The sequence below is a fragment of the Thiothrix sp. genome, assembly GCF_028714775.1.
In the GTDB taxonomy this organism is placed as follows: domain Bacteria; phylum Pseudomonadota; class Gammaproteobacteria; order Thiotrichales; family Thiotrichaceae; genus Thiothrix.
This window is the reverse complement of the sequence record NZ_JAQTLS010000001.1, coordinates 17241-36434: the sequence shown is the minus strand read 5'-3', so window position 1 is coordinate 36434 and position 19194 is coordinate 17241. Positions and strand designations below refer to the sequence as shown.

General features: G+C 53.3%; 16 protein-coding genes. 3 read left to right on the top strand and 13 right to left on the bottom strand.

Going from position 1 to position 19194, the window contains the following annotated elements; all coding sequences use genetic code 11:
• Positions 1-68: 68 nt before the first annotated feature.
• The 9 genes from PHE17_RS00165 to PHE17_RS00125 all read right to left on the bottom strand — a co-directional run bounded on the left by PHE17_RS00165 (position 69) and on the right by PHE17_RS00125 (position 7041).
• Positions 69-1136: a PDDEXK nuclease domain-containing protein gene (locus tag PHE17_RS00165; protein ID WP_301013752.1), complete on the bottom strand. Its 1068-nt coding sequence runs from the start codon at positions 1134-1136 to the stop codon at positions 69-71.
• Between the two features lie 179 nt (positions 1137-1315).
• The gene (locus PHE17_RS00160; RefSeq protein WP_301013751.1) at positions 1316-1999 is read right to left on the bottom strand and encodes a DUF1294 domain-containing protein; all 684 of its coding nucleotides are present in this window, start codon (positions 1997-1999) and stop codon (positions 1316-1318) included.
• 84 nt (positions 2000-2083) lie between these two features.
• The gene (locus tag PHE17_RS00155; RefSeq protein ID WP_301013750.1) at positions 2084-2662 is read right to left on the bottom strand and encodes a DUF4166 domain-containing protein; all 579 of its coding nucleotides are present in this window, start codon (positions 2660-2662) and stop codon (positions 2084-2086) included.
• 1 nt (position 2663) lies between these two features.
• Positions 2664-3137 carry a DUF2269 domain-containing protein gene (locus PHE17_RS00150; RefSeq protein ID WP_301013749.1) on the bottom strand — a complete coding sequence of 158 codons (474 nt, stop codon included), beginning with the start codon at positions 3135-3137 and terminating at the stop codon, positions 2664-2666.
• Complete coding sequence (locus tag PHE17_RS00145; RefSeq protein ID WP_301013748.1) at positions 3134-3988, bottom strand: complex I NDUFA9 subunit family protein; 855 nt, start codon at positions 3986-3988, stop codon at positions 3134-3136. Before PHE17_RS00145 ends, PHE17_RS00150 begins: the two co-directional genes overlap by 4 nt.
• A 99-nt stretch (positions 3989-4087) precedes the next feature.
• Positions 4088-5104 carry a helix-turn-helix domain-containing protein gene (locus PHE17_RS00140; RefSeq protein WP_301013747.1) on the bottom strand — a complete coding sequence of 339 codons (1017 nt, stop codon included), beginning with the start codon at positions 5102-5104 and terminating at the stop codon, positions 4088-4090.
• A gap of 1 nt (position 5105) precedes the next feature.
• A complete protein-coding gene (locus PHE17_RS00135; protein WP_301013746.1) occupies positions 5106-5357 on the bottom strand; it encodes a hypothetical protein in 252 nt (83 codons plus the stop codon).
• A gap of 119 nt (positions 5358-5476) precedes the next feature.
• Positions 5477-6217: a putative DNA-binding domain-containing protein gene (locus PHE17_RS00130; RefSeq protein ID WP_301013745.1), complete on the bottom strand. Its 741-nt coding sequence runs from the start codon at positions 6215-6217 to the stop codon at positions 5477-5479.
• A complete protein-coding gene (locus PHE17_RS00125; protein ID WP_301013744.1) occupies positions 6214-7041 on the bottom strand; it encodes a DUF692 domain-containing protein in 828 nt (275 codons plus the stop codon). The genes PHE17_RS00130 and PHE17_RS00125 overlap by 4 nt, the downstream gene beginning before the upstream one ends.
• Positions 7042-7260: 219 nt before the next feature.
• Between PHE17_RS00125 and PHE17_RS00120 the strand changes: the two genes are divergently transcribed.
• Positions 7261-8694: a S1C family serine protease gene (locus PHE17_RS00120; protein WP_301013743.1), complete on the top strand. Its 1434-nt coding sequence runs from the start codon at positions 7261-7263 to the stop codon at positions 8692-8694.
• 79 nt (positions 8695-8773) lie between these two features.
• On the opposite strand, the gene PHE17_RS00115 is transcribed toward PHE17_RS00120, so the two are convergent.
• Positions 8774-9238: an EF-hand domain-containing protein gene (locus PHE17_RS00115; protein ID WP_301013742.1), complete on the bottom strand. Its 465-nt coding sequence runs from the start codon at positions 9236-9238 to the stop codon at positions 8774-8776.
• A 311-nt stretch (positions 9239-9549) separates the two neighbouring features.
• Here PHE17_RS00115 and PHE17_RS00110 point away from each other — a divergent pair, with 311 nt between their 5' ends.
• Positions 9550-13560 (top strand): ribonucleoside-diphosphate reductase subunit alpha, encoded by a 4011-nt coding sequence (locus PHE17_RS00110; protein ID WP_301013741.1) that lies wholly within the window; start codon positions 9550-9552, stop codon positions 13558-13560.
• A gap of 62 nt (positions 13561-13622) precedes the next feature.
• A complete protein-coding gene (locus tag PHE17_RS00105; protein ID WP_301013740.1) occupies positions 13623-14918 on the top strand; it encodes a ribonucleotide-diphosphate reductase subunit beta in 1296 nt (431 codons plus the stop codon).
• A gap of 55 nt (positions 14919-14973) precedes the next feature.
• Here the strand turns inward: PHE17_RS00105 and mdoH are convergent, their stop codons facing one another.
• The 3 genes from mdoH to PHE17_RS00090 form a co-directional block, all read right to left on the bottom strand.
• On the bottom strand, positions 14974-17004 hold the full coding sequence (gene mdoH, locus PHE17_RS00100) for a glucans biosynthesis glucosyltransferase MdoH (RefSeq protein WP_301013739.1): 2031 nt from the start codon (positions 17002-17004) through the stop codon (positions 14974-14976).
• Between the two features lie 5 nt (positions 17005-17009).
• Positions 17010-17453 carry a hypothetical protein gene (locus tag PHE17_RS00095; RefSeq protein WP_301013738.1) on the bottom strand — a complete coding sequence of 148 codons (444 nt, stop codon included), beginning with the start codon at positions 17451-17453 and terminating at the stop codon, positions 17010-17012.
• Between the two features lie 81 nt (positions 17454-17534).
• Positions 17535-19076, bottom strand: coding sequence for a glucan biosynthesis protein G (locus tag PHE17_RS00090; RefSeq protein ID WP_301013737.1), 1542 nt, complete (start codon positions 19074-19076; stop codon positions 17535-17537).
• Positions 19077-19194 lie beyond the last annotated feature (118 nt).

The window sequence follows — 19194 nt, the reverse complement described above, 5'->3', positions numbered from 1 at the left end:
GTTGAAATATTGGAGTTGAACTCCAGATATTCCGGGGTTATGGCCTAACAGTATGATTGTGCGAACTATTACCTTGCACGGTAAATTACACGCTGTTCAGCCAGTGCGGTTTCGACTAGGCTGCGGTCACGCTCCAGTTCCAGCCGCAATTCTTCCTCAGTCGGCAGGTACAAGCTGTATTTGCTGGCAAACAAGTGCGGGTTGTCTGCCAGTTGTGAATATTTGGCTACCGCTTGGTTGCGCTCGGAGCACAATAGCAGCCCCAGTGTTGGGTTGTCGCTTTCACCCCGGTATTGCTCCTCGAACACGCGCACGTACATATCCATTTGCCCTACGTCCTGATGCGTCAGTTTGCCGATTTTTAGGTCAATCAGCACAAAGCATTTCAGCAGGTAGTTGTAGAACACCAGATCGACGAAGAACGTTTCGCCTTCAACCCGCAGGTGTTTCTGCCGTGCTACGAAAGCAAAGCCTTTGCCCAGTTCCATCAGAAATTGTTGCAGTTGGTCGATCAATCCCTGTTCCAAATCTTTTTCGTACAAACCCGCATCCACTTTGGCTTGCAGGAATTCCAGTACGTAAGGGTCACGGATGAAATCACGCGGGTCAGGAGGAGCTTGTTCGGCAATCAGTTGCTGGGCTTCGGCAGCAACAGCCGCTTTATGCGCGTCACCACTGGATAACAGGCGTTCGTAAAACAAGGTGCTGATCTGGCGATCAAGGGCGCGGGTGTTCCAGCCTTGGGTGATCGCTTCGTTGGCATGCCAGTCACGGGCTGCGGGGTTTTCAACCCGCAAGAGGTGGCGGTAATGTGTCCACGTCAATTTCGCACTCACTGCGTGCGAAATTGGGTAAGCCAGATAAAACGCCCGCATGTATTGGATATTGCGCTCTTTGAAACCGTTGCCAAACTCCCGACTGAGCTTGTTGGAAAGGTATTGCAAGGTCTGTTTGCCGTATTCCGCCCGCGCTTCACCACCTTGCTCATATTCCACGATCATGCGCCCGATGTCCCAATAACAGTGCAACATCGCATGGTTGACGGCTGCTTGCACTTGCGTTTGGGCAGCCTGCAATACTTGGCGGATTTGGGCGTAGAGTTGTTCGGGCGGGTTGGCTATCGGTGTTGCGGGCATCGGGTATCCTTTACGGTTTGGATGTGTCCGATAAGTTTAGCGCACTCGCGGCCTATCCGGTTTGCAGCCCATCCGAAATACAGGGCAGTTTGGATGACGCATGAATTGTCCACCTAGATCATCACACGGCGCTCCAGTGGTTTTTTGTGTTGCCACTTTCGCGGAAACTTTCAAGTGAATTAGCGTGACCAATAAATTTCCGCGTGCCCTGAGTGCGGGGTACTTGGCTGCCCAATAATAGCGGTAACAGGGTTACGGGAATGCCCCATCGAACGCAACCATTCGTTGCCAAGGTTGGCGGAAGAAAGCCATGCCAATGCCACCGTGTTGAAGATCACTGTCATCCAAAATAGAGTTTGAAACGGCTGTTTTCTCGATTTATGGTGCAACAAGCGTTGTGCCACTAATGCGCCAGCCCAACCTCCTGCCAAGGCAAGTAAGTGCAAGGTATTTTCTGGGGTGCGCCAGCGTTGTTTACGGGCTGCATTTTTGTCGCTGGCATAAACCACGAGCGTCAGTAAGCTGATCAGGGCATAAAATCCCAATACGGCTGTTGGCAGTTTGCCGAGATAAACCATGCCCGCCAAGCTGACAAAGAACAGTGCAACCAATGCAAAATACATTTTGTCATGCTGTTTATCGGTATCTTGTGGTGAAGGGTTTGCTGCAAACCGGATGTTGATGGCTTGCGGACGTTTTTGGGCATCCAACCTGACTTCATAAGTAACGACTTCATGGTTGAACGGGCGGCGCTGGCGGAACTCGGTGGCGTGGGCAAACACAGGTTTGCCGCCATTGTCAGGGGTAATGAAGCCGAAACCTTGTTCGTCTTTCCAGTGGTTTATTGTGCCTTGGTAACGCATGTGACAGTTTTAGGGTGTTGTTATTGCTGCCTCATTAAAACCGTAACTGGACAGATCGACAAGCCTTTCTATGATGAACGGAACTTATGATATTGTCTGAAACGCCCCCGCATACCGAAACACCTCCCCAAACCACGGGTGCGTCAGCCGGAAGTCCATCGCAAAGTTGGCGTCATCCAGCGCCGTTTCCACGACGGTGGTATGCCCCAGCACCAGCCATTCGGGGATAGGCAGCAGCACGCTACCCAGCTTCAGCACGTAATGCCTGCCCGCGTAGTTCAATTTGCCGTCTTCCACCGTGACCGCCATGCGCATTCCTAGGAAGGCATTGACGTACTCGATCAATTCATTGCCGCCTGCGTACACGCAAGTGCTGTTGAACAGGATTTCTTGGCCGTCGGGAAAGTGCAGGGTGCGTTTCCAGCGTTGCCTGCTGCCCTCCATCCGGGTCTCTACTGTGATTGGAATAGCTTTGCCGCGCCGGTTGACTAATGCTCCCAGCAGGCGCATGAAGCTGAGGTAGGGTTGCATGAAGCCCGGATATTCAATATCCAGTTCACCAACCTCGGTATTGGGATCGTGCTGGTAATGCGCCTTCAAGGTGGGCGGCAATTGTTCCCATTGTGAACCAAGAGCCTGCTGCATTAAGGAAATATTGCTCATCTCAGTCTCCGAAGTTGTATTTGAAAACCATCAATAACACCACTGCCGGCATCGCCGTAAACGCCGGGACACCGAGCCAAAACCACAGACGTGCATAGCGCCAGTATTGGGCGGGTAAGGCGGTTTGGGAAATGAGTGCAGTGTCCGCAAGGTTGCGCATCCGAATTTGCAGCCACACCACGGGCAACCAGCACGCACCCGCCAGCACATACAGCGTCAGGCTGATGGCAATCCACGGTGTTGCCAGCGGCAAGCCCAACAGATACACCAGCCATAAGCCGCTGATGGGTTGGAAAATTACCGTGGGCGTGGTGAAAATCCAATCCGCCAGCACCACATGGCGGTTTACCACCGCGATATGCGCCAGATTGCCGCTGCGGTCTGCCATCCACTTGTAAAACGCGCTGCCCAAGCCCGTACCGAACAGCAGCACCATGCTCAAAATGTGTAGGTATTTCAGCAGCAAGTAAGTCATTCTTGCTCCCCCTCGCCCCTTAAGGGAGAGGGGGCTGGGGGGTGAGGGGGTCTTCCCAGAAATTCCGTCAGTGGTTGCACGTCCGCGACGTTCCCGCGTTGCAACATGCGCAAATTATCCGGGTGCAACATCGGCACGATAAAGCGCATCAGGTGTGCATTTGCCATGATCAAGGGCAGCGGAATGGGTAATGTCAGCGCCGCTGTTTTGCCATTTTTGTGGCGCATCAATTGCAGCCATTCGACGAAGGTCAGCGGATATGCCCCCACCACATCCAGCGTGCGTTGCGCCGGAACGGCACGCAAACAGTGCAGTACCGTTGCCACCACATCGCTGACATGTACAGGCTGGATACGCTGCTTGCCATCCCCCACCAGCGGAATGATGGGCAAGTTTGCCATGCGTTGGAACATTGCCATGCTCGCGCCACCTTCCCCATACACCAGCGAAGGGCGCAAGACGAACCAGTCCAGCGGCAAACTGCGTAAGACATCATCCGCCGATTTCTTAGTCAATTGGTAGGGTGTGAAAGCCTGTTCATCTGCACCGAGCGCGGAAATTTGCACCACCCGTTTTACCCCAGCTTGCGCACAAGCACGGAATAAGGCGGCAGGGGCGTGGAAATGCAGTGCTTCAAACGTCTGCCCACGGGTTTCGGCAATAATCCCCACGCTGTTGATGACTGCATCCACGCCTTGTAAGTGTGGCAACCAGTCTTCCACTGCCAGCATTTGCTTGAAATCGAAACCGTCACGGCGGGTAACGGGAACGATTTCATGCCCAGCCGCTTCCAGCGCTCGGCGGATATGTCCGCCGATGAAGCCGCTTGCGCCGGTCAGCATGATTTTCATGGGTGTTCCTTATGCTTGTCTGAGGTGGTCAGCATAAGGCATGGGAAGGGGAAAAACTTCCGCGTTGATAGATCAGGAATGATCTGGCTTACGGAAAGCTCATTCCGCTACTTGCAGTTTATTGATCTTGCGGTACTGTCCCGGTGACATCCCGGTCATTTCGCGGAAGGCATCGTAAAAGTTTGACTGCGACGCAAACCCAACTTCCATCCCCACGCTCAGCACCGGCATGGAGGGTTTATCCAGCAGCAAATCTTCCGCCGCTTCCACCCGGTATTCGCGGATGTAACGGGAAAAGCCTTTGCCCAAGCGGGTATTGATCAGTTCCGACAGTTGGTGGGGGGAAAGCTCCATCTGTGCTGCCAGCATCGGCAGGTCAAGTTCCGTTTGTTGGTAAAGCTGTTCCTGATCCATCAGGTTGGCAAGGCGGGTCAGCATGGCGTCGCAATCGACATTGCTAAGGGTGGAAACCGCATACGTTTCACGCGCCGCTTCTTCCACTTCGGTGGAGAGGCGCGGAGTGTGCCACAGTGCCAGATTCACCAGCACGAAGGCCGCACCAATGGCACTGGCATACAGGCTGAAAAACAGCGGTTCCGATACTAGTGGTAGGCTTAGCCCCATCAGCATTACGCCCAGCGCCAAGACGAATACACTACCCAACGCCCACAGTTCCCATTGGAAATAACTGCGTTGCGCCCGTAAGGCATACACGCTGTGCGCTAGCCACAGTAAATAGCCCGCACCGATGGCAAATGCCAAAGGTAAGGCGAGTGAAAACGGCAAAAACGGCGCGGCGAGGATCGGCAACAAATGCAGTAATTGCAGCAGTGGGTTGCCCGTCTGCGCTTGCAACAGTGGTTTGCTGAATAGGTAAAAAGTGGGGGCTACGGCAAACAGCAGCACCTGATACACCGGGCTGTGGATAAACAGCGAACCCTGTTGCAGGTAAGCAAAATGACTAAGCTGCAAGCCCGCCAGTATCAGTAACAGCAAAACGCCCATGACCTGCGCGAGCAGTTGCCCCTTGTAGTTGTCACCACGGAAATGTTCCAGTGCAACGAGCAGGGCGCTGAAAACGGAAAAGCCAGTAAGCAGGAGGGCGAGCGTGTGCATATTACGTCCGGTTATATTGCGGGTCGTTCGGTCTGCATTTGGCGTTTGCCCGGATCAGGGCATTGATTTGTTCAGGGCTTAATTTGCCTTGGGTACGCATGGCCTCATCGGCAATTTCCTGAATGCTTTTGGGTTGGGAAACACTGCTGACGTTGGTCATTTTAGCCGGAGCCGTAGCGGAACAGCCCGCCGACAGCAGGGTTGCCGCCAGTAAGCCAAGACTGGTCGCCAGTCTGACGTGGAGTTTTTTCATGGTTTGTGCCCTCAATAAAAGATTGTGCGCTAGAAATAACACATTCAGCGGCTGAGGTAATATTGTGTTTACGAATATCGGCATTTATTGCCGATAGACGGAAAACGGGTAGGGCTATATCAAGTTTTGATCACGCCAAGCAGCGCTTGTTGTGCTTGTAATTGTTTCAATATGTGCACGCCAAAGCCCATCAACTGTTGCGGGTCGGGGTGCTGCATTTCCTGCGCAAGCTGCCCAAGTGCGGCACGGGCATTTGTGCCTTCCTGCAACAATTGCAACAGCCGTGCGGTGACGGCATTCAGTTCCACAAACGTGATTTTGCCCGCCGTGTTACGTAGCAAAAGCAGGTGAGTAGGCTCCGGCGTTTGTGGTTGGCAATCGGCACTGATTTTGTGTACGGGGTATTGGTAAGTTTGCAGCAGCATCACTGGGTTCAGTGCCAGTTGCCCATCCAGCAAGTCGCCATCCGGGTCAATGCTGTTCCAGTCGGTTTCGCTGTCATCAAGGGAAAGCGGAATTTCCACCCATTCGTAATGCGCCAGTTCCAGCAGGAACGGCGGGAAGTTGGAAAGGTCAGTAGCACTGAGCCACTGCACGAATTCGCCGGGAATTTCACGGAAATAGGGCGTTTGGCAAGCGTGTCCAGCGTAAAACTGGCGTACCAGCGTATTCCATTGCGCGTCGTCCAAAATACTGCGCAGCACCGGAAAACAGCTACGCAGGAAATCATCCACATTATTGAACAGCAGTTTGGTGTACACCCCGATGCGTTGGGCATCCACGCCTTGCGGGGGCGAGTTTACATCCGGGTTGCGCAAATGCGCGGCGAAAGTGCGTTGGTAATGTTCGGTGGCGTTCATGCGGCGTATTTCCTTTGCAAATGGGCGATCTGCGCCACTTCTGGCACGAGTTCCTCCAGCGGTGGGATGTTGTAATCGCGTTCCAGCAAGGTGGGAAATACCCCGAATTGTTGGTAGGTGAAATCCAGCAAATCCCACACCGGATCAATTACCGCTTCGCCGTGGGTGTCGATCAGCAGGTCTGGCGCTTGCTGGTAATGCCCTGCCATGTGCAAGTACACCACCCGTTCCTTGGGCAATTTGCGCATGAATGCGTAAGGGGCGTAAGCGTGGTTGACGCTGTTGACGTAGACGTTATTCACATCCAGATGCAGCAGGCAATCGGCTTCCGTCAGTATCGTGTTGATGAAGGTGGCCTCATCCATCTCATTGAGCGGTGCTTGCAGGTAGAAAGACGCATTTTCGAGGCCAATGCGCTGTTCCAAAATGTCTTGCGCTTGGCGGATGCGGGCAACCACGTGCTTAATGGCATCGTCAGTAAACGGCAGCGGCAACAAGTCATACAACATGCCGTGGTCGGAACACCACGACAGGTGTTCGGTGTACAGCGGCATTTGGTGTTCGCGCATGAAATGCTTGATCTTGCCCAGCAGTTCCGTATCTAGCGGGGTCAGGCCGCCGAGTGACAGGGAAAGCCCGTGGCAAACAAAAGGGAAGCGTTCGGTGAAAGCCCGCAGGCGTTTGGCACTGGTTTTATCCGTGCCGATCCAGTTTTCCGGGGCGACTTCAAAGAAATCAATGCCGTCAGGAACTTGCTGTTCCAGTGCATTCAGGTGGTCACGCCGGAAACCAAGACCTGCACCGTGTAAAGGGGGGCTGTGCATGTTTACATCCCTGAAAGTTTGCTGCCAAAAATTGCTATTGCTTTGCGCATTGTTGCGGAGGTGTTGGGTTGGAAGCAAGCGATTTGTATTTTGTGGTGCTGGCCTTGAATATGCCAATTTTTATGCAGTAAACCTTGGATCAAGCCATCATTAACCGCATAATGCCCCCGGTGTGTCAGAACTGACTGGTAGTAGGACTTATAGGGCGGAGGGACGCGAGTGAAAAGACAACAATGGATCATTTATCTGTTTTGGGTAGCAATGGTTTTCTTTCCCCTTTCATCACTCGCTAATACATCAGTAAACGACCCCAGCCGTTCGATTGTCGAAATCACCATAACGATGACTTCTTACGAAGAGTCCTCACCATGGCGTACAGAATGGGATACCCACGTTGGTACAGGTTTCATTATTGATGGTAAGCGCATCCTCACCACTGCCGGATTGGTAGAAAATGCCGTTTATATTGGTATCCGCCCCAACGGGGTAGCCAAGAGTTTTGAGGCTGAAATTGAAAACATTTCCCATGAAGCGAATCTTGCCATCTTGAAATTGAAAGACGAGTCCTTTTTCACGGATAGGCCGCCGTTGGAATTGGGTGACTTACCGACTCCAGAGCAGAAAGTCAGTTTGTATGGCTATCCGGTTGGCGGTAGTAGCATGAGTATTACGCAAGGTATTGTTTCGCGGATTGAATACCACACGTATGTGCATAGCGGCCTTACTTTTCAGGCCATTCAAGTGGATGCGGCAATTAATTCAGGTAATGGCGGTGGCCCAGCACTCGTTGATGGCAAAGTGGTGGGCATAGCATCAGATTTTTTTGACGGGCTTGAGAATATTGGCTACCTGATACCCACATCCCGGATCAAGCAATTACTGGAAGACTTGAAGGATGGCGCGTTGGATGGTATCCCTGAGCTTTGGTTGGATTACCAATTCATCACTAATCCGACCCACAAAAAATACCATAAATTGACCGATAGGCAGTCAGGTATTTTGATTAATGAACTGTGCGCCCATACCGATGCCGCGTTAGTGCTCGATAAGGGGGATGTCATTACCGCCATTGACGGAAAACCCATTACCGAGGAAGGTTTTATCCAAACCAATGGTAAGCAATACAGTAATTTTCAAAGTCACATCGACTTACGCCAAGTGGATGATATTGTCACGCTCGACATCCTCAGTAACGGTTACAACCTTAAACGTAACGTTAAGCTGAACAAAAGCAGCCGCTCCACCAAGCTGAAGGAAAGTACGCCGCGTTACTTCATTTTTGGCGGCTTTGTTTTTCTTGCCACTCACGCCGCCCCCGTCTGTGAATCCGTTGCGGATGATGAAACAGGTGCGCTTTCTGATGCGAAAGATGATGTGAAAATTGTACACGTGCTGCCTTCCTACACCAGCAACATCGGCTTCCATGAGGCAGCGCCGATGAATATCAGCACGGTTAATGGCAGCACCTTCGACAGCTTTGAAGACTTTCACCGTTTGGTCAAATTTGGAAGCAGCAAAACCATTGTGCTAGAAAGTGGGAATGGCTATCAGGTTGTCATCAACCGTCAGTTAGCAGAGAGCGAACACGATAAGCTGTTAGAAAAGTACGAAATTAAAAAGCCACAATCGGCGGATGTTGAGGGGTGGGAATAGTACGGCAGTCATGAAAACACCTCCCCCCGTTCCCTGCGGCTATGGTCAGGGCGGGGGAGGTTATCAGCAGTTGGAAAAATTACTTTTTCTCTTCCGCCGCTGGTGCTGCTGCGGGTGCAGCAGCCGGAGTTTCTTGCTTGGCTGCATCGTCAGTTTTCGCGCCGCCGCATTTGCCTTCTGCCATTTTGCTGTGCAGGGCTTTGCGCTCGTCAGCATCTAGCGAGCCGTCTTTGTTGGCGTCGGCTTCGTCAAACATGGCTTCGTGGTGCTTGAGGAACTCTTCCTTGGTCACTTTGCCATCTTTGTCGGTGTCAGCAGGGCAAGTGTCGCCGTCAGCCGCAGCGCCTTTTTTCATGTTGCCGCCGCACATGCCCGCGCCGCATTTCATTTCGCCGCCTGCTTTGTTTTCTGCCAGTTGCATGTAGCCGCTGTCCAGTGTTTTGGCAGAAAATGGATTGTCAGCAAGTGCTTGTGCCGCGCCGAGTGCGATACCCGCTGCGATGGTTGTCCCTAAAGCCAGTTTCAGTGATGTTTTTGTATTCATTCAGTGCTCTCCAATAAGTCGGTAAGGGTTGCTTAGTGATCAGTTGCCTGACCAGCGTGATTGTACGTGAAGCTGCTGAATGTGGGTGTAAGTATCGAAAAATACAATCGTAAGCCAGCCCACATTTGAAAAATTTTTCAGGTAGGGGCTGAATGCCTGAAGTCCGTACTGGTACTGGATTTTTGTCAGTTATCCACAGGCTTTGCACAAGTTAATGACAACATCTTGTGCTTGACCCCTCATAAAGACACATCCTATAGTATTTATCCAAAAGAAATCAACCAAGCCGTGTTTCGACACTGAGGATAAAAATGCAAGCTGCCAGCGTACAGGAAACAACACTAAAAGGCTCAGCCGCCTACGCCATTTCACCCGTCCAAACACAGATCAAATGCAAGGTTATCCGCCGCAATGGGCAGGTCACAGACTTTGACGGCAGCAAAATCCAGATTGCCATGACCAAGGCATTCCTCGATGTGGAAGGCAGCCAAGCGTCCGGTTCTGCCCGCATCCACGACACCGTGCGCAAGCTCACCGAACAGGTGCTGGAAGCCTTGCTGCGCCGTACCCCGGAAGGCGGCATGGTGCATATCGAAGACATCCAAGACCAAGTGGAACTGGCGCTGATGCGTGCCGGTGAGCACAAAGTAGCGCGGAGTTACGTGCTGTACCGCGCCGAACGCGCCCGTTTGCGTGCTGAAAAAGATGCCAAGAGCAAGAAAAAAGGCAAGAAATCCGAAAACATCATCCACGTTAAAAACGCTTCCGGCGACCTGAAACCGCTGGACGAAGAGCGCCTGCGTAAGATCGTGGCAGAAGCAGTCGAAGGGCTGGAAGGCGTCAGCGCCGAACAGGTCATGACGGCCACCATGCGCAACCTCTACGACGGCATTTCTGAGAAAGAAGTGGCAACCGCGTTGGTAATCAGTACCCGCGTGCTGATTGACCGCGAACCAAATTATTCGCAAGCTGCCGCGCGGATGTTGATGGATAGCTTGCGCCGAGAAGCCCTGAGTTTCCTCGAAGGCCATCATACCGAAGCGACCCAGCACGAAATGATTGAGCTGTACCCGGAAGTCCTGAAAAAAACCATCCAAACCGGGGTGCGGGTAGAACGCTTGGCGGATGATCTGGGGCGTTACGATCTAGTGAAACTGGGCGCTGCGATCCGACCGGAACGCGATTTGCAGTTCACTTACCTCGGCTTGCAAACCTTGTATGACCGCTATTTCCTGCATCACGACGGGGTGCGTTTCGAGCTGCCGCAGGTGTTTTTCATGCGCGTGGCAATGGGCTTGGCAATCAACGAAGTCGAGCGGGAAGACCGGGCGATTGAGTTTTACAACCTGCTGTCCAGCTTCGATTTCATGAGCAGCACGCCGACCTTGTTCAACTCCGGCACGTTGCGCCCGCAGTTGTCATCTTGCTACCTGACCACGGTTGCCGATCATCTGGAAGGCATTTACGACGCGATCAAAGACAATGCCTTGCTGTCGAAATACGCCGGTGGTTTGGGTAATGACTGGTCACGGGTGCGCGGCATGGGGGCGCACATCAAGGGCACGAATGGCAAGTCGCAAGGTGTCGTGCCGTTCTTGAAGGTGGCGAATGATACGGCGGTAGCGGTGAACCAGTGTTTCGCACCGGATACCTGCATCCATACGGCTGATGGCATTAAAGCTATCCGCGAGGTGAAGGAAGGCGACTTGGTGCTGGGAATCAGCGGCACGTACCGTGAAGTCAAACGGGCAATGGTGTACAACCAGCACGATGCAATGGTTGCCGTCGATGTAAAACATTCCATCGAGCCAGTGAAAGTTACCGCAGGCCATCCGTTCTACGCCATCCGTGGTGTGCCGTTGGAGCAAGCCAACAGCCGTACCCTCAACTGGCTGGAAAAAGGCAAGGTCAAACCTGAATGGGCGGAAGCTGGTCAATTGCAGCAAGGCGATTACGTTGCGCAAGTGATCCCGACCGAAACCGTGATGGTGGAAGGCTTCGACGCAGAAGATGCACGGCTGTACGGTATTTTGTTGGGTGATGGGCATTTGTCCAAGGACGGGATGCAGTGGGGTGTTTCCGGCAATCCGCAAAATGACTCACACCTCGATTTCGTGCGTGACTATTTGGTTGAACGTGGTATCCATTGCTGGGAAACAGCACGTGGCGAAACTTACGCGCAAATCCATTGGGCAAGCGGTCGCGGCGTGGTGCGTAATGCCACTAACGGGCGCATTGTTGGCGCGGGTGCAGCAACGTTGCCGTTTACCTATGATGATATTTACAACGCTCAGGGCGAAAAGCGTATTTCGCGCCGTTTCAGCCATTTGCCACAAGCGCAAACATTGGCTTTGATTCAAGGCTTGTTGGAAACCGACGGCGGTGTAAGTCGCGGCAAGGAAATGTATTTCACCAATACCTCGCGTCAACTGGCTGAAGGCTTGCGTTACCAGTGCTTGCGTTTGGGTGTACCAACGGCTGGGCAATACCGTGAACGTGAGAATGCCCATACAGGTACACGTTCTGATGGCACAGCAATCGAATTTAACGGTGTAACCAAGGCGTTCGACATCCGTATTCCTGCCGTGCCAGAAATAGCGGCGTTGGTTGATTGCCAACCTGTCGAGAAGCGTAACTGGTTGACCTACAATGGTTGCGTGTTCAGTCGGGTGCGTAGTGTGGAGACCATTCCGACCCTACCATTCGTATTCGACCTGATTGTGGAAGGCGACGAGTCTTACATGACTACGGCGGCGCTGGCTCACAATGGCGGCAAGCGCAAAGGCGCAGTCTGTGCCTACCTCGAAACCTGGCACATCGACATCGAAGACTTCCTCGAACTGCGCAAAAACACGGGCGACGAGCGCCGCCGTACCCACGACATGAACACCGCCAACTGGATTCCTGACCTGTTCATGAAGCGCGTGGCGGCAGAAGGTGATTGGACGCTGTTCTCGCCGGACGACGCGCCTGACCTGCACGACCTGACCGGCAAGGCGTTTGAAGCGCGTTACAAGGAATATGAAGCCAAGGCCGAACGCGGCGAAATCAAGCTACACCGCAAGGTCAAAGCACTGACCCTATGGCGCAAAATGCTGGGCATGATCTTTGAAACCGGGCATCCGTGGATTACTTTCAAAGACCCGTGCAACATCCGCTACACCAACCAGCACATGGGTGTGGTGCACAGCTCCAACCTGTGTACCGAAATCACCCTGCATACCAATGACAGCGAAATTGCGGTTTGCAACCTCGGCTCGGTCAACCTGACCGCACACGTCATCGACGGCAAGCTCGACGTGGCGAAACTGGAACGCACCGTGACCACGGCGATGCGGATGCTGGATAACGTCATCGACTACAACTACTACAGCGTGCCGCAAGCGAGGAAATCGAACCTGCGTCACCGTCCGGTCGGTATGGGCATCATGGGTTTCCAAGACGCGCTGTACAAAATGAACCTTGCCTACGCCTCGACCGAAGCGGTGGAATTCGCCGACCAAAGCATGGAAGCGGTGTCCTATTTCGCCATCCGTGCCTCCAGCAACCTTGCGGCAGAACGCGGCAAATATCCGAGCTACAACGGCTCGTTGTGGAGCAAGGGCATCCTGCCTATCGACTCGTTGGAATTGCTGGGCGAAGAGCGCGGCGAATACTTCATCGTTGACCACACCCAAACGCTAGACTGGGACGCACTGCGCAACCAAGTCAAAACGCAGGGGATGCGCAACTCCAACGTGATGGCGATTGCCCCGACCGCGACCATTTCCAACATCTGCGGCGTGTCGCAATCCATCGAACCGACCTACCAGAACCTGTTCGTCAAATCCAACCTGTCGGGCGAATTCACCGTCATCAACCCGTATCTGGTGCAAGACTTGAAAGCACTCGGCATGTGGGATGAAGTAATGATCAACGACCTCAAATACTTCGACGGTTCGTTGCAACCGCTTGACCGTGTGCCAGATGCGGTCAAGGCCAAGTATGCCACCGCGTTTGAAATCGACGCCCGCTGGCTGGTCGAAGCTGCCAGCCGCCGCCAGAAATGGATCGACCAAGGCCAATCCCTCAACCTGTACATGAAAGAGCCGAACGGCACGAAACTCGACAACCTCTACAAACTGGCATGGGTACGCGGGCTGAAAACTACCTATTACCTGCGTACTTTGGGCGCTACTGGCGCGGAAAAGACCAGTTCGGATGATTCTTCTGCTGCCAATAGCATGGCAGGGATCAAGCGGGCAGCAAATCTGGTATCGGTAGGGTCAGAAGCACCGAAGGCGTGTTCGTTGCTTGATCCAGACTGCGAAGCGTGCCAGTAAAGAATAAAAAAATAGCGACTAACAGTGTTTAGTTGGCGTTAAGAATTCAGGAGAGATAAAATATGATGCTGAACTGGGACAACCCCCTTGCCGCTCCCGTGCCACACGCGAACGGTCACAAGCCACAAGTGAAAGTGGTGAACGAATCTTTTGTTGACGAACCTACTGTGGAGGTAGATGAAAGTGAGCTCAGTGCAAAAACCCAAGTCGCAATTGAGTCGCCAGCGGAGTCGGCGGCGTTTGCAACGGCGGTAATTGGCGCGGCTTCCAGCAACACGGACGGGCATGTGGAAGCCGCTACGATAAGCACACGGGCTGAACGTAAGCCGTTCGCGCCAGAGCCTTTCAAACCTCAACAGCCGATCCGCGCCGAAGATAAGCGCGTCGTCAACGGCAGTGGCGACATTAACCAACTTGCGCCATTCAAGTACCCGTGGGCATGGGAGTTTTTCCTCAATGCCAACAAAAATCACTGGACACCGCTCGACATCAACATGGCTCAGGATGTGCATGATTACCATCACAAACTGACGCCCGAAGAGCTGCATGTGTACGAAAACGTGCTCGCTTACCTCACCACTTCCGACATCCTCGCCATGCGCAACATCGGCCTTGCAGTCATGGAAAAAATGACTGCGCCGGAACTGCAAATTTACCAAGCGCGGCAGGTATACGAGGAAGCGCTGCATACGTGGACGTACCAACATTGCATCGAAACCATCGGCCTCGACCAAGGTGAAATCTACAACCGCTACCGCGTCGTACCGGAAATCAATGCCAAAATCCAGATCAGCAACCGCCGTTTGAATGATGCGTTGCGCCACGACATCGACTTGAAGAATGCTGACGATCTGCACAATTTCGTGCTGTCGTATACGTTCTTTGCCGGTATTTTTGAAGGTTGCTGGTTCTACAACGGCTTCTCGCCGATTTTTGCCCTGCAACGCCGTGGCATGATGAAAGGCACTGCCGAGCAGTTACAATACATCATGCGCGACGAAGTGCTGCACTGCTCCTTCGGCATCCGCGTAGTACGCCAAATCATGCAGGAAGAAAACGTCAAGCTCGATCCGCAAGCCGTTCGCGATATGTGGGACGAAGCCGAAGCGGCGGAAATGGGTTATGCCAAATACTTGTTGCCGAAACCGATCCTCGGCTATTCAGCGCAAGACCATCACGAACAGTTCCGTTTCATTGCCAACCGCCGTGCGCGTCAGTTAGGAATGGATGAACCGTTCCCCGGCGCACAAAACGCGCTGCCGTGGCTGGATGAGCAATCCAACATGCGCAAGGAAAAGAACTTCTTTGAAACCCGTGTGACTGAATACCAAACGGGTGGGGCGTTGAAGTGGGATTGATTCTGCTGTCGCTGCAATGAAAAAAGCCCGGTTTGTCCGGGCTTTCTTTTGGGCGTTAAAGCTTTGACATCCACTGCTCGTGGAACTGCGTTTCCGGTAATTGCCAGACCTGCGTGTGGAGTTGCGTGAGCATATCCGCATCTTCCAGAATCACCAGCCGTTCGCTGTTAGAAATGGCGCTGGGGCCTTGTTCCAACAAGCGTACCATCCATTCCGCCCGTTGTTGGCGCGTAGACGCCGGGACATTGGAGCGTTGCGGGATGTAAGTCATGTGCTGCTTGAAGGCCAGCGGATCAACAATTACGCGGGTGAAGAGGTCGCGGGTGGAAATGCATGGGTTGTTCAGCAGTTGCGCATGGTTTTCTTCAAAGGCTTGCAGGATGAAATCGGGTGCGACTTCATCCGGGGTGCGGAACAGCTTACTTTGCAGGCTGGTCTGGATGCTGGTCAGCATTCCCATTGGTACGGCGAGTGCGAGTCCCGCCAGTACTGGCGACATCCACAGGAAAGCCATCGGGTTAAATACCGCCAAAATCAGTGTCCACAGCAAGCCGATGCTGCTGACCCAACCGTATTCACGCATGGCATCACCGAAGGCCAAACCGCTACCGCCAGTCCGTTGCTGCGTACCCCACGTTGCGCGTTTGCCCTGCAATATTTGTAATACAAACTTGCTGTAATACATCATGACCACGGGGGCAGTGAGCATTGAGAGCGCTGTTTCGGTGCTGACACTCGCGGCTAGCCCTTCCACACCGCCGAATTTATCCACATTTTTCTTGCGGGCAGCCAAAGCCAAGCCGAAGGTTTTGTAGAAAAACAGCAAGATAATGGTCAACACCAGCAAGGCACTATTCCCTGCCGTCAGCGGGATCAATGTCAGCTTGGGGTAAAACACCGCAATGGTGGTCAATACCAGCAGCCAGCCTAACCAAATCAAGGAACTGAGGTAGGACATAATGCCGCCCAGTAACAAGAAGCGGTGCAGGTTAGGAATGCCGTGCGACCAGATGATCAGCCAGTGTTGCAGGTTGCCCTGACACCAGCGGCGGTCACGTTTGAGTGCATCGGTCAGGCTTGGCGGTGGACGCTCGAAGCTGCCTTCTAGGTCGTAAGCTAACCACGTTTCCCAGCCAGCGCGGTTAAGCAGGGCGGCTTCCACAAAGTCATGGCTGAGGATTTCCCCGCCGAGTTTGCCGCCTTCTGGCAGTTTGGGCAGGTGGCAATGCGCCATGAACGCTTGGGTGCGGATGATGACGTTATGCCCCCAGTACTGGCTTTCGCCCAGCCACCAGAAATGCAATCCGGCAAAGAATACTGGCCCGTAGAGGCGGTTGACGAACTGTTGCCCGCGAGCGTACAGCGTATCCAACCCGATGGTGTACAACGGAGTTTGCACTAAGCCAACACGCGGGTTGCGCTCCATTGCGTCGACCATGCGTACCAGTGCGTCACCTGTGATCAGGCTGTCGGCATCGAGAACCACCATGTAAGGGTGTCGGCGTCCCCAGCGGCGGCAGAAATCCATGACATTGCCGCTTTTTTTCTTGGTGCGGTGTTTGCGGCGGCGGTAGTGGATGCGTTCGGTATTGCCGAGGTCACGGCACAGTGCTGACCACGCGGCCTCTTCGCGCAGCCAGTTACTGGCATCATCCGAGTCCGAGAGGATGTAAAACTCGAAGTGTTGCAAATACCCGGTCTTTTCCAACGATTGGTAGATGCTCTTTATGCCTGCGTAGACATAGGCAATGTCTTCGTTATAGATCGGAATCAGGATCGCGGTGGTTTCATGCGCGTGAATCTGCGGCAGGGGTGTGCCGGGGGCGCTGGCGATGCGGTAGCGGTCGCCGTGCATAAGCACCCACAAACCCGCCAGAGCGGTGACGAAACCCAAGGAGAGCCAAAAAAACAGGATGGTAAATGGCAAGATAACCAGTGCCTTCCAGATGAAAGGCAGCGCGGCGGGCAGGTTAAAGCCTAGCCAAAAAGTTGCCAATCCTGTCAGGAAAGCGATTCCTGCGAAAAACACGAAACGCCGCTGGATGGCGGCGGTTCTCCAGTTTGCCGACTTGCGCTGTTCGTCCATTCAGGTCAGTGGTGGCTGCGGTGCTGACGGGAACGCAACGGAAGCAGGGTAATGGCACGTAACGGTGCGACCCGGATGCTGCTGCGCTCGAAACGCGGCCCGGTTTGGGTGCGTGCTTCCGCTTTCTGTGCCAAGGTTTCAGCATCATCTTCCAAGTCATACGCAGCATTCGATGGCTCGTATACAGCGGCAGGCTGGGCTTGCTTTTGCGCATCCAACTCTTCTTGTACCGTGCGGATGAATAGCTGGATTAGCTCATGGTCAGGGCAAGGCGCGGTGCGGGTTAACTTGTGCGCAACACGTGCCAGCAATTGCTCGCGTTCTGTACCGGGTAGGCGGTGCAGTTTCAAGTAATCATCGGCGCGTTTACGGGCTTGCGCCCACGCATCCATACGCAGTGAGGAGTCCGGGGCGGACTGGCTAGCTGAAAAAGTTGTATGTTGTACCATCGTTTTTACGTTCTATCTGTTTTAGGTTACATAAAGTCAGGCAATTTTTATGCCATCACTCGGGTTGTGTTTCCCATCAGGTCATGGTGCATTGCACAATTCCTGTGGTATCGGGTAAGACCATGTTTCGCTCACCGGGGTTCCACCGTTTGTCAGGCGAATGCTCAATCCCGTTGGACTCTCGCAATCTTCCGGGAATGCCTGTGCAATTACGCGCCAGCCCTTAATATAGGGGTTTTCTTGCACAACTGCCTGTTTAGTTTGGCCTTTGCCGCTAAATTTTACCTCCGCCTTCGGGGGTTGCGCCAGTTTTGGCAGCCCATTGAAGTCAACGATGAAGCGGATACGGCCTTTGTGTCCGGGTAAACCATCCACAGCGCGGTTGGTGGCGCGGGTGGAGTATACCTTGCCTAAGGTGTCAGCGGGAGGATCATCGGAACGCCACGACAAGCGGTAATGCAAGTGACGGAAGGCTTGCCCCGCATCACTTTTCCAGTAGGCCACGATGTTGTCCACAATGTCAGATTCGGTGTGCAGGCGCAGTAATTGGACGCTGCCTTTGCCCCAGTCTTCCAACGGTTCGACCCAGACGCTAGGGCGTTGATGATACCACGCCTCCAAGTCCTGATAATGCCCAAACTCCCGGTCACGCTGCATCAGGCCGAAACCGGAAATATTATCCATCGGCAGTGATTGGAAGTTGAAGTAGGGCACTTCCAGCAGTGGCTGCCAGCGCCAATCCTTGCCTTGCTGGATTAATAGGCCATCAGAATCGTGCACTTCTGGACGGTAGTCACCGTATTGGTGCACTGAGTTCTCACCGTGGAAGAACATGCTGGTCAGTGGCGCAATGCCAATTTCGGCAATCCCATCCTTACGCGGGTAAAGCTGGGTTTCCACTTCCATCTCGGTGGATTTGCCGGGGGTGATGACGAAACGGCTAGCAGCGGTAAGTGATGGGGAGTCGAGCAAAGCGCACATCACCAATTGTTTGGCATCACTGGCAGGTTTTTCTAACCAGAAACTGGTGTAATCGGGGAATTCTTCCTGCCCTTCCAGCGAGGTATTGATGGCTAGCCCACGCGCCGACAGGCCATAACGTTGGTCTTGCCCCAAGACGCGGAAGTAGCTTGCCCCTTGGAATACCATGGTTTCATTGTACGGTGCGTCAGCTTCTGTTTTGCCTAACTTGGATAAGATGCGGAAGCCCGTAAAGCCCATTTTGGCTTCGTCTTGCTGGATGTTGAGGTCTTTGACTTCGGTATAATCATAATAGTCACTGGAAAACTTGATGGGTTGGGCGGCATCATTTTCCCACGTAAACAGTTCAATCGGGCGGATGAAATGCATCCCCGGATGCATGAATTCCAACTGGAACGGCAAGTCTTCCGAGCGCCAGAAGGTCTTATTTTGGCGGAACTTGATATGTTGGTAGTGGTCGTAAGTAATCCGTCCGGTATCAACTTGCATCATGGGCGTTTTGACGAACGCTTGGCTGGCTTTTTGTTCTGCTACCTGTTGGACGTGAGCAAAACAGCCTGTATCCTTCGCTTGCGCTGGCATTGCTAAGCTAAGCAGTAGCAGCAAGGGTAACAGGGTCAAATGGTAAATGTTTGATTTCATGATGTCGGGGATCCGAAGCGGCTGAAAACCGTTGTAGACCAAGGATATGGCGCGAGAATTGTAGAGTAGAATGGCTGGCAGGTACAGCATTGCTTGCAGATTGTTTGCTGTCATTTTG

Coding starts and splice junctions, on each gene's coding strand:
- PHE17_RS00105 (WP_301013740.1), top strand. CDS start 13,623: ATGATGCTGAACTGGGACAACCCCCTTGCCGCTCCCGTGCCACACGCG.
- PHE17_RS00125 (WP_301013744.1), bottom strand. CDS start 7,041: ATGCACAGCCCCCCTTTACACGGTGCAGGTCTTGGTTTCCGGCGTGAC.
- PHE17_RS00115 (WP_301013742.1), bottom strand. CDS start 9,238: ATGAATACAAAAACATCACTGAAACTGGCTTTAGGGACAACCATCGCA.
- PHE17_RS00095 (WP_301013738.1), bottom strand. CDS start 17,453: ATGGTACAACATACAACTTTTTCAGCTAGCCAGTCCGCCCCGGACTCC.
- PHE17_RS00090 (WP_301013737.1), bottom strand. CDS start 19,076: ATGAAATCAAACATTTACCATTTGACCCTGTTACCCTTGCTGCTACTG.
- PHE17_RS00130 (WP_301013745.1), bottom strand. CDS start 6,217: ATGAACGCCACCGAACATTACCAACGCACTTTCGCCGCGCATTTGCGC.
- PHE17_RS00150 (WP_301013749.1), bottom strand. CDS start 3,137: ATGACTTACTTGCTGCTGAAATACCTACACATTTTGAGCATGGTGCTG.
- PHE17_RS00135 (WP_301013746.1), bottom strand. CDS start 5,357: ATGAAAAAACTCCACGTCAGACTGGCGACCAGTCTTGGCTTACTGGCG.
- mdoH (WP_301013739.1), bottom strand. CDS start 17,004: ATGGACGAACAGCGCAAGTCGGCAAACTGGAGAACCGCCGCCATCCAG.
- PHE17_RS00145 (WP_301013748.1), bottom strand. CDS start 3,988: ATGAAAATCATGCTGACCGGCGCAAGCGGCTTCATCGGCGGACATATC.
- PHE17_RS00155 (WP_301013750.1), bottom strand. CDS start 2,662: ATGAGCAATATTTCCTTAATGCAGCAGGCTCTTGGTTCACAATGGGAA.
- PHE17_RS00110 (WP_301013741.1), top strand. CDS start 9,550: ATGCAAGCTGCCAGCGTACAGGAAACAACACTAAAAGGCTCAGCCGCC.
- PHE17_RS00160 (WP_301013751.1), bottom strand. CDS start 1,999: ATGCGTTACCAAGGCACAATAAACCACTGGAAAGACGAACAAGGTTTC.
- PHE17_RS00140 (WP_301013747.1), bottom strand. CDS start 5,104: ATGCACACGCTCGCCCTCCTGCTTACTGGCTTTTCCGTTTTCAGCGCC.
- PHE17_RS00165 (WP_301013752.1), bottom strand. CDS start 1,136: ATGCCCGCAACACCGATAGCCAACCCGCCCGAACAACTCTACGCCCAA.